This window comes from Psychrobacter sp. JCM 18903 (assembly GCF_000586475.1).
GTDB lineage: Bacteria > Pseudomonadota > Gammaproteobacteria > Pseudomonadales > Moraxellaceae > Psychrobacter.
This window is the reverse complement of the sequence record NZ_BAWJ01000004.1, coordinates 63,796-78,232: the sequence shown is the minus strand read 5'-3', so window position 1 is coordinate 78,232 and position 14,437 is coordinate 63,796. Positions and strand designations below refer to the sequence as shown.

At 41.2% G+C, this 14,437-nt stretch carries 14 protein-coding genes and 1 pseudogene; 5 read left to right on the top strand and 10 right to left on the bottom strand.

Annotation, left to right across the window (positions count from 1 at the left end; translation table 11 throughout):
- Positions 1 to 735: 735 nt before the first annotated feature.
- Both TT12_RS03970 and TT12_RS03965 read right to left on the bottom strand, forming a co-directional pair.
- On the bottom strand, positions 736 to 1,095 hold the full coding sequence (locus TT12_RS03970) for a hypothetical protein (RefSeq protein ID WP_045452383.1): 360 nt from the start codon (positions 1,093 to 1,095) through the stop codon (positions 736 to 738).
- Between the two features lie 93 nt (positions 1,096 to 1,188).
- Positions 1,189 to 1,569: a hypothetical protein gene (locus TT12_RS03965; protein ID WP_045452381.1), complete on the bottom strand. Its 381-nt coding sequence runs from the start codon at positions 1,567 to 1,569 to the stop codon at positions 1,189 to 1,191.
- Between the two features lie 378 nt (positions 1,570 to 1,947).
- On the opposite strand from TT12_RS03965, the gene TT12_RS03960 reads away from it, so the two are divergent.
- The 3 genes from TT12_RS03960 (at position 1,948) to TT12_RS03950 (ending at position 5,425) form a co-directional block, all read left to right on the top strand.
- Positions 1,948 to 3,813: a DUF262 domain-containing protein gene (locus TT12_RS03960; RefSeq protein ID WP_045452378.1), complete on the top strand. Its 1,866-nt coding sequence runs from the start codon at positions 1,948 to 1,950 to the stop codon at positions 3,811 to 3,813.
- A gap of 411 nt (positions 3,814 to 4,224) precedes the next feature.
- Positions 4,225 to 4,473 (top strand): hypothetical protein, encoded by a 249-nt coding sequence (locus TT12_RS03955; RefSeq protein ID WP_045452376.1) that lies wholly within the window; start codon positions 4,225 to 4,227, stop codon positions 4,471 to 4,473.
- Positions 4,474 to 4,573: 100 nt separating this feature from the next.
- Positions 4,574 to 5,425 (top strand): hypothetical protein, encoded by an 852-nt coding sequence (locus tag TT12_RS03950; protein ID WP_045452375.1) that lies wholly within the window; start codon positions 4,574 to 4,576, stop codon positions 5,423 to 5,425.
- Between the two features lie 388 nt (positions 5,426 to 5,813).
- On the opposite strand, the gene TT12_RS03945 is transcribed toward TT12_RS03950, so the two are convergent.
- From TT12_RS03945 to TT12_RS03920, 8 genes and pseudogenes are all read right to left on the bottom strand, one after another.
- A complete protein-coding gene (locus TT12_RS03945; RefSeq protein ID WP_045452373.1) occupies positions 5,814 to 6,539 on the bottom strand; it encodes a DUF3726 domain-containing protein in 726 nt (241 codons plus the stop codon).
- Positions 6,523 to 7,248: a hypothetical protein gene (locus TT12_RS16535; RefSeq protein WP_243443353.1), complete on the bottom strand. Its 726-nt coding sequence runs from the start codon at positions 7,246 to 7,248 to the stop codon at positions 6,523 to 6,525. The genes TT12_RS03945 and TT12_RS16535 overlap by 17 nt, the downstream gene beginning before the upstream one ends.
- A 107-nt stretch (positions 7,249 to 7,355) precedes the next feature.
- Positions 7,356 to 8,261 carry a hypothetical protein gene (locus TT12_RS16530; protein ID WP_243443352.1) on the bottom strand — a complete coding sequence of 302 codons (906 nt, stop codon included), beginning with the start codon at positions 8,259 to 8,261 and terminating at the stop codon, positions 7,356 to 7,358.
- A gap of 126 nt (positions 8,262 to 8,387) precedes the next feature.
- The gene (locus TT12_RS03935; protein ID WP_045452371.1) at positions 8,388 to 10,070 is read right to left on the bottom strand and encodes a BCCT family transporter; all 1,683 of its coding nucleotides are present in this window, start codon (positions 10,068 to 10,070) and stop codon (positions 8,388 to 8,390) included.
- A gap of 234 nt (positions 10,071 to 10,304) precedes the next feature.
- Complete coding sequence (locus TT12_RS03930) at positions 10,305 to 11,267, bottom strand: membrane dipeptidase (protein ID WP_243443351.1); 963 nt, start codon at positions 11,265 to 11,267, stop codon at positions 10,305 to 10,307.
- 106 nt (positions 11,268 to 11,373) lie between these two features.
- A complete protein-coding gene (locus TT12_RS18190; RefSeq protein WP_279378798.1) occupies positions 11,374 to 11,808 on the bottom strand; it encodes an aldehyde dehydrogenase family protein in 435 nt (144 codons plus the stop codon).
- A pseudogene (locus tag TT12_RS03925) lies at positions 11,775 to 12,847 on the bottom strand (aldehyde dehydrogenase family protein). The gene TT12_RS18190 and the pseudogene TT12_RS03925 overlap by 34 nt, the downstream one beginning before the upstream one ends.
- 48 nt (positions 12,848 to 12,895) lie before the next feature.
- Complete coding sequence (locus TT12_RS03920; RefSeq protein ID WP_045452370.1) at positions 12,896 to 13,285, bottom strand: RidA family protein; 390 nt, start codon at positions 13,283 to 13,285, stop codon at positions 12,896 to 12,898.
- 157 nt (positions 13,286 to 13,442) lie between these two features.
- Between TT12_RS03920 and TT12_RS16525 the strand changes: the two genes are divergently transcribed.
- Entirely contained in the window at positions 13,443 to 13,550 is a 108-nt protein-coding gene (locus TT12_RS16525) for a helix-turn-helix domain-containing protein (RefSeq protein ID WP_243443350.1), read from the top strand.
- A gap of 5 nt (positions 13,551 to 13,555) precedes the next feature.
- Positions 13,556 to 14,347 (top strand): LysR substrate-binding domain-containing protein, encoded by a 792-nt coding sequence (locus TT12_RS03915; RefSeq protein WP_243443349.1) that lies wholly within the window; start codon positions 13,556 to 13,558, stop codon positions 14,345 to 14,347.
- Positions 14,348 to 14,437 lie beyond the last annotated feature (90 nt).

Sequence of the window (14,437 nt, the reverse complement as noted above, 5' to 3'; positions counted from 1 at the left end):
AGTAACAAGAACGCAAGCAATGTCTCAATTGCTTGCCGTAGGTTATTAGGATGGGAATCAGTAAAATATCTGAGAGTTTCACTAGAACTGGTACAAGCTAATTAGCTCTAATTAAATCTATCAGCTTCCTTTATATTGTAGCCGAACTTCTTACCAGCCTTTTCCGTTTCTCCGTCATAGTTATGACATGCTTGTAAATACAGAATAGTGTTAGGATACTCCGCGCCTGGTATCCAACTATCCTCACCCACGCCAAGGGGTAAAATGCTACCTTCAACGTTGGACTTATTTGCTAAATTGGGTCTCTTTAGAGAGCAATTGACATATATCGTATAAAACTCATGATCATGTCGTTTTTTTTGCATCCCAACCTTTGTAACCACTTACTGCTTTAAGCTTCAACTGTGTATAACCCGGTTTCTGTTTCACAATCTCAGACTTCATTATTCTTGTTACGGCACATGGATCATGATAACAAGATGATGAGGTAGCACCATTCTGTATACTTGTGGTTAAAATTGGCAGCATTGGTATCAAATGCAAGCAGTCCTAGAGACAGTAATATTAAATTTATTGACGTCTTCATTAGCTAGATTCCATTAATTTTTATTTAGCAGATGCCTACTTAAGGCTGAGGGACTTGATCTTTATCGTAGTAGTAATCTGATATTTGAAAATCTCTAATTACTTGGTTAGGTTTTAACGCTACAGGTTCAGGAGAGTGATTGTCACAAGTCACATCAAGAACTGTTGCACTACAGTGGCTGTATAGTGCACCCACCTTTCTATATAGCCTTCAGGGTCATCGACATTGGTGCCTAGTCTATCTTTCGTCCATGAAAAGAATACGTAAGTGGCAGGTGCAGGTAATTTTATTTTATATCGTGGCGCACTATCTGGGACGTTGACAGAGTATGTTTTTCCCGATTTTAAATCTCTCGCATAGACAGTCATCTCTGGCGTGTAATCGGAAGGATAGTAAGGCTTACCGTATACTGTTGCTGTATTAGCCTTAGTTGAGGAAGGCTTTGCAATAGCAGTATTTGATAGTGGCAGTATTGATAATACGACTACTGTTAATAGTTTATTATTCATAGGAGTTCACTTAAATATCTATTTATTAAGTTCGGTGTAAGCATCTCAACTAAGTAGTATGATTTATGATCTGATTACTACTTAGGTTGACACTCAATTGGCGTTCTGCTGAGAGCAAAAATGAGCTAACTTTGACTTATAGCAATAATAGCTATATTCGTCACTACCATCAGTAAGCCGACTGAAAAAAGCATCTCTCACATAAGTCTTATATGGTTTCCCATTGAGGAAGTCACCATCATCAGAGGTTTCAATATCATAATCTTTATCATTTATTCGATACGTAAGAACACTTAGTCCAGCCCCTCCCCAATCACTTACCATACAAGGTGTTTTAAAAGACATATTGTCTTGTTTATCTACACCATAACAGATTGTCATTTTATCTATTGTTGGCCGCGATGAGGCTTGGTTAGTACTTAAAATACAAGCCATTGCTAAAAAAGCTTTAACTATTTTCATTGAAGATTTCAATTATGTATCCTTTCAATTTTCGACAGTCTCACTATAGCTTTTCAGTAACACTCTAGCAATACAAATTTACAGTAAAAATAGAGTAAAGTTTAGTATTATTCGGTCATTGAGATTTCAATTCTATTGGCTAAACAAACATTCTACTGAGGCGCTACCTTTCTAAATACTATCATTCAAGGTTTAGAAAGGTTAATGATAGCCTCATTGAACAATTATACTGTCAGGTTTTTTCAATAAAATTTTTAATTAATCCAAATTAAAGTTGATAACATTAGTTACAATAGATCAGTAAATATCATTGCTATTAGTGACCAATATAAACTGGGTAATGAAGTCAAAAACTCTGTTATTAAGTAGAAACAACTGTAAAGGAAAAACATGAAAATTGACGCAGATGTCTTCAGCATTAAAGATCTTGATAAGTATTACTTTGTAGTACCAGACTATCAGAGAGAGTATGTTTGGGAGGCAGATAAACATATTTATCAATTTTTAGTTGATATCGACGAAGAGTTTGACGTTCATGCTATTGAACAGCAGAGCTATTTTCTAGGCTCAATTATCATTGTAAAAAAAGACAATAAATATGATGTTATTGACGGTCAACAAAGGCTAACTACAATCGTGCTCTGTTTGTGTGCCATGCGTAATATCTTAGAATCACTAAATAATAAAGAGCCACTATCTCGTATGAGTAGCAATATGCTTGATATCACAAAAAACTGGCTATACACATTTGATATGAGAGCAGAGACGACTATGCCACGTCTAGAGCTGCAATATGATGATAGCAATGGTTACTTAGATACAATGATCCAAAAGCTTAAATACGAGAATGAAGTTACCAGCTCGATTGATAAGATGAAAAAAGCTTATGATCGTATATTGGAACATTTCGAAAGTTACGTTCAACAAGATATCAAAATCTTTGAGAAATACGTTAAGTACTTTCTAACTAGCGTGAATATAGTAGTGATTGAATCAGATAACCTTGGCAGTGCTTTAAAGATATTTGAAACCATTAACCAGCGTGGTGCTGGTTTAAACGCTATGGACTTAGTGAAAAACCTACTGTTTAGCAAAGCTAAAGATTATGACTTTGAAATTATCAAAGCTAAATGGAAACAAATCACTACCGATCTCCAAAGTTGTGATGAAGGGGATAAACCGCTACGCTTTTTAAGGTATTTTATGATTGCCCGTTACCATAACGGTATCATTCGAGAAGATGGTCTATATTCATGGATTATTTCAAAAGAAGGTAAACAAAAACTGCAGTATGAAGACAGACCTCTCTATCTAGTTAATGAAATGGCTATTGCGTCTAAACGTTATAGCTACTTAGTTCAAGCGACCAATAACGATATTCACGAAGCTGGTATCAACAAATACCCTAATGTAGTTAATATTGGTTATATTAATAAGCAACGCTCGCGACAACATCTCATCCTACTGATGGCATTGGATTTAAACTGTGATGATGAAGTGATCAACTATCTCGCCCAACAAATAGAAAGTTTTTTATTTTTTGCGAACACACTTAGAATGCAAACGAAAAACTATGAAAAACGATTTACAGACTGGGCAATCAAACTACGAGGCAAAGATACTGTAGTAGAAGTTGCTGGATTCGTTGACGAAGCTATGACACCTTTCTTACGAGTTTATTTATCTGATTTTAAAAATAATTTTTTACAGGTCAAACATTACGATTATAACCCACAGTATAGAGAGCGTTATGTCTTAGGCTGCCTCAACACCGAGATATCTAAGCAAGCGGGACTAACACCCCTTAGTCAAGAAAATATACAAAAGCTTCAAATTGAGCATATCCTTCCGCAAACTTTGACCAATTTAGATGTAAGTAATGAATTTAATGAAGAAGAACGTGACAAATATACTGCTATGCTAGGAAATACCACACTACTTGAGAGTCAAATCAATCAAGCTATTAATAGTCATAACGATTTATCCACTGATTGGTTTGGAATGAAGCAAGCAGAATATATACACTCCAGCTTTGTACTGACCAAGCTATTGAATGATCAATATACTATCGGCAAAAACACTGGTCTAAATCGCCTAAAAAATAAGCTAAACTTTCAGTTTGATAGGTGGACTAAGGCATCTATTGAGCAAAGACAGAAAATACTAATGGAGCTAGCCTTGGATCACTGGCAGCTTAATGGTAAGCGTCTTGATGAATACGATAAGGCAAGCACTGTAGAGAATATGGAAGGGTAAGTAGAATTTTGCGTAATTAGTAAAAAGCCTTCTAGCTGTTAGCTAAGGGGCTTTTTTTATGACGTAAATAGTCGTTAGTTAAGCTTTACTTAGGCCAACATTTTAAACTAATAAATCTAGGGTCTGTTGAACATTCAAATATTAGGGCTGCTGATCGCTAAAATTGCCTCAAACTAGGCGAAGCTGACGATAATGTCGAGACCTTAGCGAAGCTTGCAACAACGTTTGGGGTGATTTTAGCATCAGCTTTGGGGCAGTACTATTTTTTGCCAATATATGGCGACATTGTTTAACCTAGAATGACTAGGCCGCAAAAATTTCACTGCCCAGTGTCTAAAAAAGCAGTGCCTAAAAAAAAGCAATGCCTAAAAAAAAGCAATGCCTAAAAAATAGTGACTGCCAGCACCACATTTGAATGTTCAACAGACCCTAGTGAAATGTATTCAAGAGCACCGAGACTTTGAGTATAAGTACAATAATATTGAAGATGAGCAATCACGCAAGATGGAGTTTGCCAATACGATCAAAGAAATCATTGTCTCAGACCGCCGTAAAGAAGTGGATTTTTATAAGAAGTTTATAGGCGATGATAACTTCCAAATGGCGTTTATGCATAGCTTACTCTTGCTAGTAGATAGAGAGTCTAGTGAGAAAAGATAGTTCATTATAGAGATATATTTTATAGATTTGATATAAACTAACCTAACACTCATATATCATTAAACATCTTAATGGTTGACTATGAAACAGTAGGCTGTAAATGCGTAGAGAACAAAATATATTATTGGTTGCAGATGAATCCTCTTTGATGAAGATATATGATTTTGCGAAATTAATTAAAACTGTGTCCAGTATTAATAATCCAATGTTGAAAGTTATGGCGTTTGCACAATTACAGCCAGCCTTTAGTATCGGAAAAATTTTCGGTAATAAGAAAATTGATCGAAATGTTATCTTGTCAGATATACAACAGTTATTAGGTTTAGGAGCTAATATAAGTCATATGCTTTTAAGTGAAGCAAGTAATGTTGCACTAGGTATGGGAGAAGTTCCTAGAAATAACTGCTTCTATATCTCGCATCCTATAAAAGAAGATATATACATACCTCTGCAAGATTATAATAAGCTGTTGGCAAAAGAAAAGAATAATGTATTTATGGAACTTGCGGCTGCATTAGGTGCAAAGTCCATACACTTAGAAGATGCAAATTTTTATAATAATGAAGGAAAATTAGAGACGGACTTTAGTGTGCTCAAGCCTGTAGCAATGGATATCGGTATAAATGCAAATTTTGAGAAGGATGGCAGTATAAAAAGGGAAGTTTATTCCTCTTTCGATAAACCTAGAGGAACGCCAATGATACCTCCGCATTTGCAAAAGTGGGTTGATATTGACTCGGACTTAGGACTCATGGCAACTCATAGGTTAAACAATGGACTGCGCTCACATCAAATAAATTTACAGTTTAACGACAGCTTAGCTGGCGCAGCAGAGGTAGCTGCAAACATTCCAGGAATTAATGAAGGCGTTCGTTTCAAAGCATCGGCTAGTAAACACATTTCATCAACATGGGTTTTTAAAGTCGAATATTATTCGATATATGATGAATAAACTAAAAACGCTTTTTTAGTGATAGTATATGTTTCAAATCAAATGATACCATAGAAATATTTAGTTACATTTTATCGTGAGATAACTCCTATTATTTACCTTGCACCCAACACTTGAAAGTTGTTGGTCTATTTGTTGGTCTAATACAATAATTTTTTATCATAAATACAATTATATCAAACACTTAAAATAGAGGTTCGAATCCCTCCTTCACCGCCAATCTTATTCTGCTTAATCAAAGCCTCTAGCTTTTCCCATCTGTTCAAACAACTCCAAAATACCTGTTAATCCAAAACACTTTCTGAAATTTTTAATTACAAGCCTCTTTTTGGCTTAATCTATTTGCCTATGTCATTTTGTCACCTTTTATTTATTACCTTCCTCTCACTTACGCCCCTCCCGCGCCTTTACTTGATGTTTCGCTATTTTCTACCAACATCGCAGCAGCCGTTTTTTTGAGTATCGCCCACTGCTCATCATCGACATAGATGCCTTCTTTCCATGCGCGCTGATGGGTTTCAAATAGCTCATCTGTCGATATTTTACGATTGAAATGCTGTGTATCCTGTTCAATATCAAAATTTTGGGTCGCAATTTCAATAATCATATCATTGGTATTATAATTGGCTTGTGCTTGGTCAAAAAAGTATAAATCAGGATACACAAAACCTTGATTTAACGTAAATAATGTATGCTTGGGCACAGAGCCATTGTCCCATTTAGCCAGACAAGCAAAGCCTTTGGCAGCCAGCCCCACCAGCTCGCTATAAGCCAACCAGCGGTTATGACAGTTCTGTAAATAAATATGAAAATGCGCCAAATCACCCATTTTTTCAAGCGCATAATCGATGATAGTCGGCAAGTGACAAGCCAAGCTGCTACCATGCAGATCTAAACGAATAGCACCGTCTTGTTGATGGACGATATCGATTGGCGTATCGTGCTCAGTTAAGATATACGGACTGGCATTATTAAAGTGTCTGATACCGTCCAAGCCCGCCATCTGTAGCTCAGCGACCATAGTAGCAATCACATCCGCTTCGCCTACTTCTCGGTGCATCCCAGTAAAGGCTTTGTGTACTATCGTCACGATTTCATTATGCGATACGATCATGAGTCAAACCTCCCTGCTCTTTTGATAAATCGGGTAATAAAGGAAATAGCCATTCATCACTATGCACCTCGCTAAATAAAGGCGCACCTTGAAACAAGGTGATCCGCACCCAGCGATCTGATCTGGGATCGAACTTGGTGGCACCAAACATCGATAATTTACACCGTAACAGGTGCATGGGTAATGTGGTTTTATGCAAGACATTCATCTGAATATCGCCCAGTGGCTTATTTCCCATCGTCCAAACGCGGCGCGCAATCGAGCGATATTTTGGCTGATTTAAGATGAATTCTGAAATGAGCTGCTGTGGATCGGTAGGTTTCAACGCGAGATACAGCTTATTTGCTTGCCGTGCGATGTCTAATGCAAGCTCACGATCAGCACCCGGTTCTTGCCCGCGCACGCCCATCCTTGGCTCTTCTTTATCCACCGAACGATACCAAAACCAATGGCTATTATCGGGCTGGCTAAAATCAATATGAATCGCCCACTGATAATGTAGCTCTAATACATCGATTAAATCTTGGATCACCTTGCCTTTCGGTAGCGACAGCGTTTCATCGGCATTTATTTTTTCTTGAAACGCATCGACACGCTCAGGATAAAGCTCCATCAAGCAAGAGATAATCACTTCTTGGCTCTCAAGGCTTAGATGATGGTGAGCTTGTAAGAACTCTGCCCATGTACTGTATTGATTAATGGTTACCATCAAATTATTTTGTAATACGGCTAATTCTGCAACGACCGCTTCATTGAGTTTGATTTGCGACTCATTGATGGTAACAATCTCGCTAAAATGCTGAATAGCACGTTTGATTAAACTGGCAAAATATGCGGTTTTTTGGGTTCAATCTGGCAGATCAGTGTTACTTGCAACGCTTCTTCACGGGTAGTTAGCCATTGATCGACGACACAAGGATGGTTGATTAGATACGGTGCCATGCCCAGACCGGTGGCGTTACCAACTCCCAAGTAACGCTTAATCTCTGGATGCAGCGCAGCGGCGTTGCTACCGCCTTTTTGCTTTGCCAAATAATCGACCCAATCTAAGCTAAACTCACGCAGCAAATACACGGCACACATCTGCGCGCGAAAGGATTGATCAAAATCTGCACTGTGATCTAACGGTTTGAAGTCATAAATACCAAACTTACCATTGCCATAGACGGCAGTAGTGCGCAATATATAACCCACTTGCGCAAGTATATCTAAATCTGGTTGCTGACCAACGGCGAGTGAGCTAACGATATGATCAAAGACCCGTACGCTCTTATTTGCTCTTGCCAGCACCATCACCATATTAGAGTTGCGACCTGCTTCTTGCAGCGGTACGTTGGCTTGTAGATTACCCAGTAATTCCTCACTTATCTCACCAAAGACCAGACCAAAGGTCACATCCCATTTTTGGGCAATCACCCTATCGTTGCGCTCATCATCAGCCAGCTCATTACAAAAAACCACCAGATGATACAGATGCTCTGGGGTATTGAGGCGATAAATAACCGTGCCATAGCCTTGCTCATCCAAACCCCACAAATGGGTACTGAGCGTCCATTGCTCTCTATCAATCTTACGCAGTAACGTGCGCACAAAGCTAATGCGAGTTTGGTGCATCGCGCCCAACCTTTCTGCATTCATAATCACGTCACGAGTACGAAATTCAGTGGTAAGTTGGGGCGGCTTGACGTTAATGCTTTCATTATTTGCATGAATCATATTCATAATTTCACTACCTTACCTAATATATTGAGCCAGCAGCTTTGTTAATAATCTCAATGATGATATCTATTGGTAAATAAGTATTCAGCCGTTTTGAGGATCGTTGTTTTGACCTTGACCGTTTGGTGGTCAATCAGTTTTTTGAGTAAGCTTTTCCTTAGCAAGCTTTTCTTCGCTGATTTTATGTCTTACCTCTACCTGATTGGGTCGATACAAATCTTGCTCTCGCGCCATTTGCTGGGCAATTTGTGGTCCATTCCATAACGACGGCAATAGAATAAAGGAGACAGGCACAGCGGTAATCACGATAAAGGACTGTAATGCGGTCACGCCCCCTGAACCAAGCGAGATTAAAACAATCGCTGTTACCCCCATCATGATGCCCCAAAAGGTACGAATCATGGCGTTTGGCTCACGCTCGCCACTGATGACGACGCTGATGGTATAGGTCATCGAATCACCTGTCGTGACGATAAAAACGGTGGTTAAAATTAGAAATAATATCGAGGTAATTAAAGGAAAGGGTAATTGCTGGGTAACGGCTAATAGTGCACCAGGTAAGTTAAAGCCTTCAAACGCGCTACTAACACTGCCCGGATTGGCAATCTCAAACGCCAGACCCGAACCACCAACGACGGTGAACCAAAAGCACGTCACGAGCGGCGCAATAATACATACGGTGGTAATCAATTGACGAATCGTACGACCACGTGAGATACGAGCGATAAAGATGGCCATCATCGGGCCATAACCCAAGAACCAACCCCAAAAGAACACGGTCCAACCGCCAAGCCAGCCTTCATCACCGCGAAAAGTGGCCATCGGAATAAAGTTATCGACCATCGTGCCGACACCTTGAATATAACCATTGACGATAAAATTGGTCGGTCCAAATATCAAAATAAAGACCATCAGCGCAACTGCCAATATGACATTGAAGCGGCTGAGCAATTGCATGCCTCGAGCAAGACCACTGATCGCTGATAAGGTATAAAGCGCAATCGCGAATATGATAATGATAAGCTGGGTGGCAAAAGTATCAGGAATACCAAACAATTCATTCAGTGCATAGCTGGTTTGCAAGCCCAAGAAACCAATAGGACCAATCGTCCCAGCAGCCACGGCGACGATACAGCAAGCATCGATAATCGCGCCCGTTTGACCAGTAAGTACGCGCTCACCAAACATAGGATAAAGAAGTGTGCGAGGTTTCAGCGGCAAGCCTTTGTCATAATGCAAATGCATGACCACAATCGCAGTCAAACTACCGACAATCGACCACGCCAAAAATCCCCAATGCATAAAAGATTGTGATAAGGCGTTAAATGCTCGTTGTTGCAAGTCTGGCGACTCACCGTATAAAGGAGGCGCTGACACGAAATGAGCAATAGGTTCTGCCGCCGCCCAAAAAACCCCACCGCCAGCCAACAATGTACAAAACAGAATGGCCATCCACTTGAAATTGTCCATTTCAGGCTTTGGTAAGTTGCCCAAAATAACACGACCCGTGCGACCTGCACCAACCGCTAAAGCAATGACGAAAGTAGCGAGAAGCAGAATTTGCCAAAAAGGACCAAAGATATTGGCCGACCATTTAAAACCAACATCCACGATTGTTGCTAACTGTGCTTCTGCAAAAATCGCCATGAGCACAAAAATTGTAATAAACCCGCCACTATACCAAAAGGCCGGGTTTTTTAGCCCCAACGCATCAATATCGGCAGCAGCTGGTACAGTGCTGACATCCGCTGTGCTATTGGCAGCGTTTGAGCATCCTTGCTCACCTTGGTTAAATCCCTTTAAATCGGCCATGATGTGGCTCCATATGCTAAGGCTAATGTTGCGTTTTAAATCAGAGGTATCGCAATGAGGATATAACCAGATAACCTCACTATATTATTGATTTCAAAGCTATTTACTTCAAAACTGTCTATTTCAAATGGCTGTGCGCTATAAAACATCTGTCGTCTTATAGCGGTTTCACACAATAACTGGCTAAAAAATCTTTAGAATTGACTGTTCAAGCCAAAGGCTTTATGCCCTGCTCTAAAAAATCAAACCAGTTTTGACCGATGACTTTTCCAGCATCAATCTCATTAAAACCATGCTTGAGCAAACCGTTATAGATGTTTTCCATACCGTCCTTGCCAGCGAACCATGCAAGGTATCTGGCCAACCTGAATTATTGGCATTGCCTTCGCCATAGTCCATCGCTTTTGACCAGCGCCCATTACGCATCCACTCAAGCACGGTTTGGGGTTGATTGAGACACAAGTCACTACCAATGGATAAATGCTCGACGCCATATTTGTCAGCACAATTGGCAATCATCTTACAAAAATCATCTAATGTGCAATCACTACCATTTGGCAAATGAAACGGATATAAACTAAAACCTAGCAACCCGCCCGCTTTGGTCAAGGCACTGATAACCGTATCCGATTTATTGCGTAGGGCATCGTGTGCCGTGGTTGGATTGGCATGACTGATACATATCGGACGCGATGATGCTTCTATCGCCTCAAGCGTGGAGCGCTCAGCGCTGTGTGACATATCGATAATCATACCGACACGGTTCATCTCAGCAATGGCTTGCTGGCCAAATCGCGTAATACCGCTATCATTCTGCTCATAACAGCCCGTCGCTAGTAAGCTCTGATTGTTATAAGTCAGCTGCATAATCAATAGACCCAAGCGGCGCATTACACTGATTAGGCCAATTTCATCATCGATTGGTGAGCAGTTTTGCGCGCCAAAGAAGATGCCAACTTTGCCCTGCTCTTTTGCCGTTTTGATATCAGCAACTGAGTACGCTGGCAAAATAAGATCTGAGTTTTGCTCAAAGCGTGTGTGCCACTCACTAAAGCGGGTCATGGTCTGACGAGCATCTTCGTGATAGACCAAGGTGGCGTGTACCGCATTGATACCACTGGCTTGTAGCATCTTAAAGTAATCACGATCCCAATGGCTATACTGTAATCCGTCAATGACGATATGGTCTTGGTACATATCAATTCCCTTTAATACTTTTATCAGTGGCCGCTATCATTGGCTATTAAGTGCTTTTTCACACCGTGTCGCTTCGATAGCGGCGAGTATTCTTATTAAGACATTTTTAGTACGCTTTTTGATAAGCAGTCTTCACGATGGTATAGAACTCTTTGGCATATTGACCTTGCTCACGCGGGCCAAAGCTTGACTGTTTACGGCCACCAAACGGTACATGATAGTCCGTACCTGCAGTCGCTAGATTGACCATGACACAACCTGCTTGTACTTGCTCTTTGAACATCGCACTGCTACGCAAGCTCTGGGTAATGATGCCACCCGTCAGACCAAAGCGCGTATCATTGGTCATCGCAATCGCTTCGTCCAAATCCTTGACACGCATGACGCAAGCGAGCGGCGCAAATACTTCTTCTTGGTTGATATCCCAGCTGTTGTCCGTCTCGGTAAATAACGTCGGCGACATATAGTAGCCGTCATGCGGCATCTCTAAACGCTCACCACCAAAGGCTAAATTGGCACCAGATTGCTTGGCTTTTTCGATCCAGCCATGTTTGATGCCAGCTGCTTGTCATCGACGACAGGCCCCATAAAGATACCTTCATCAAGCGCATGACCGACCTTTAAAGTCTTCATTTTTGCGACCACACCTTCGACGAAGGCATCATGAATACTGTCCATTACGATGAGTCGTGAAGAAGCGGTACATTTTTGTCCCGAACCGCCAAACGCACCAGCACTGCCGCATCGATAGCAACTTGCAAATCGGCATCATCTGCGATGACCAAGGCGTTTTTGCTGCCCATCTCAAGCTGGCAACGGATAAAGTTCGGTGCCGTCGCAGCAGCGACCTTGCGACCTGTTGGTACAGAACCGGTAAAGCTAACGGCATCGATATCTGTAGAATTGATGAGTGCATCGCCGACTGACGAGCCGCCACCCAGTAGCAGGTTAAACGTCCCTTCTGGCATGCCTTGACGGTGAATGATTTCAGCCAATGCCACTGCGCTGGCAGGTGTTAAGTTCGCAGGCTTCCAAATGACCGTGTTACCAAAGGCCAGAGCTGGCGCGATCTTCCATACAGCGGTGGCCGTTGGAAAGTTCCAAGGTGAGATAATCGCGACCACACCGACTGCTTCGCGGGTGACTTCAACCTTGACACCAGGACGTACTGAGGCTGCGTTATCACCGATTTGGCGCAATACTTCAGCGGCATAGTAATGAAAGAACTGACCTGCGCGGTAAATCTCTCCGCGACCTTCCGCAAAAGGCTTACCTTCTTCAAGAGACAACAGCGTACCTAGCTCATCACAGCGAGCAATCATTTCATCGCCAATTGCTTGTAGGATAGACTGCTTTTTTTCTAAAGGAGTCGCTTCCCATTTTGGTTGAGCGTGACGAGCAGCAGCAATAGCGTCTTTGACTTGATCGCCACTGGCCTGTGCGAACTCACCGATAGTGTCAGTGATATCAGATGGGTTAATATTGGCAACGGTATTTACGCCCGCCTGCCATTCACCATTGATATAAAGTGATTTGGTTGGGTCTTGCTGCAATATCTGTTTGGCGGTGTGAGCTGACATAAGAGCTTCCTTGATAAAGTATTAAAAGATGGAGTATTAAAATTAGTTTTAAGGCACAGCGGCATATACAACCAGCTCAACCAGCATTTCTTCACGAGCCAGTCCTGCTATCACGAGCGCTGCCCGATTTGGATAGGGTGCTTCAAAGTATTCAGCATAAACTTGATTGACGGTTTTTAGATAATCACGATCGGTCACATAGATCATGACCTGTAGCACAGAATCCATACCAACATTGGCACATTCTAGTGTGTGCTTGAGATTGTCTAGCGTTTGGCGGGTTTGCGCTTCGATACCACCTGCAACCACATCACCATTTTCATCGATAGGAATCTGCGCGGTGTACAACGTACCGTTGCTAGTGATCGCCCACTCTAAAGGGGCTTTAGACGCATAAAGTGAGGTTCTGATGGCTTGTTTGGTTGAATGAGTCGTCATGTCGTCATATCCTTTGATCAATGATTGGGCAGCGATTGCTATAGAGGTATCCTACCCAAGTACTAATGATAAATCTAACTAATTAAATTTAGAATATGATAGATTTAATCTATCATAGACGATATCTTATATATTAATAGTGGTGAGGAGTAAGCGTATGAAATTACAGCAATTACATCACTTTTTATGCGTGGTAGAGGAAGGTGGCTTTCGGGCGGCGGCGGATCGCGCCAATCGCTCGCAAGCGGCGTTGTCTGCTCGATAAAGGAATTGGAAAAAATACTAGGTCAGCGCTTATTTGAAGGAGGAAATAAAGCAACACTCACGCCTTTTGGAGAGACTTGTTTACCCAAAATCGAGCAGTTTATGACGATTTATCAAGCGCTAAAGGATGATTTAAAAGGAGCAGCCGCTGGCGATAAAGGCAAAATAAGGATTGCAAGCGTGCCATCACTGGTGACAAAACTCTTGCCTAGTGTGTTGGTTGAATACTCCAAGAGATATCCTGATGTCGAGATTGTACTAATAGATGATAACTCTGTCGGTGTGGCCAATCGTTTACTGGCAGGTGAAATCGATTTGGCATTGGGCAACTGCACCAGTATCGATCAATCAAATATAGATTTCACCTTGCTCATATCTGACCCGATTGGCGTGGTCTGCTTAAAAAGTAACTCGTTAAATCAACCAGTAAAACCGTCAAGAAACCAACAAAAAATAGGGCTTAAATGGCAACAACTGATGACCCAGCCTTTTATTTATAATGGCACCTGTCGACTGCTCGAAAACACACCCGCCGAGGTGCTCAACCGTAATGCGCGTTACACGGTCGAGAATATTACTTCCTTATTTTCATTATTACGCAATGATCTTGGCATCACCACCCTACCCAAGCTCGCTTTTCCGTCGAATGAGCCAGAATTGGTATGGCTCGACTTACTTGAACCTGCCTTAGACAGACAAATTGGTATTTTTAAATTGGCAAATAAAACGATTTCACCGCCAGCACAAGCGTTTCATGAACTGTGCATTCAGTATGTCCAGAATCACTATATTTTATAAAGACAGGTTAAAAAAAGGTTGAAAATGGGTTAAGACATACCTCACTACCGCCTACTTTTATAAGCCACTATCAGAAACTCCATTCACTTG

Bases quoted from the DNA above. Each gene is read 5' to 3' on its own strand.
- TT12_RS03970 (WP_045452383.1), bottom strand. From the start codon at position 1,095: ATGAATAATAAACTATTAACAGTAGTCGTATTATCAATACTGCCACTA.
- TT12_RS03960 (WP_045452378.1), top strand. From the start codon at position 1,948: ATGAAAATTGACGCAGATGTCTTCAGCATTAAAGATCTTGATAAGTAT.
- TT12_RS03950 (WP_045452375.1), top strand. From the start codon at position 4,574: ATGCGTAGAGAACAAAATATATTATTGGTTGCAGATGAATCCTCTTTG.
- TT12_RS03945 (WP_045452373.1), bottom strand. From the start codon at position 6,539: ATGATCGTATCGCATAATGAAATCGTGACGATAGTACACAAAGCCTTT.
- TT12_RS16535 (WP_243443353.1), bottom strand. From the start codon at position 7,248: ATGGTAACCATTAATCAATACAGTACATGGGCAGAGTTCTTACAAGCT.
- TT12_RS16530 (WP_243443352.1), bottom strand. From the start codon at position 8,261: ATGAATATGATTCATGCAAATAATGAAAGCATTAACGTCAAGCCGCCC.
- TT12_RS03935 (WP_045452371.1), bottom strand. From the start codon at position 10,070: ATGGCCGATTTAAAGGGATTTAACCAAGGTGAGCAAGGATGCTCAAAC.
- TT12_RS03930 (WP_243443351.1), bottom strand. From the start codon at position 11,267: ATGTACCAAGACCATATCGTCATTGACGGATTACAGTATAGCCATTGG.
- TT12_RS03920 (WP_045452370.1), bottom strand. From the start codon at position 13,285: ATGACGACTCATTCAACCAAACAAGCCATCAGAACCTCACTTTATGCG.
- TT12_RS16525 (WP_243443350.1), top strand. From the start codon at position 13,443: ATGAAATTACAGCAATTACATCACTTTTTATGCGTGGTAGAGGAAGGT.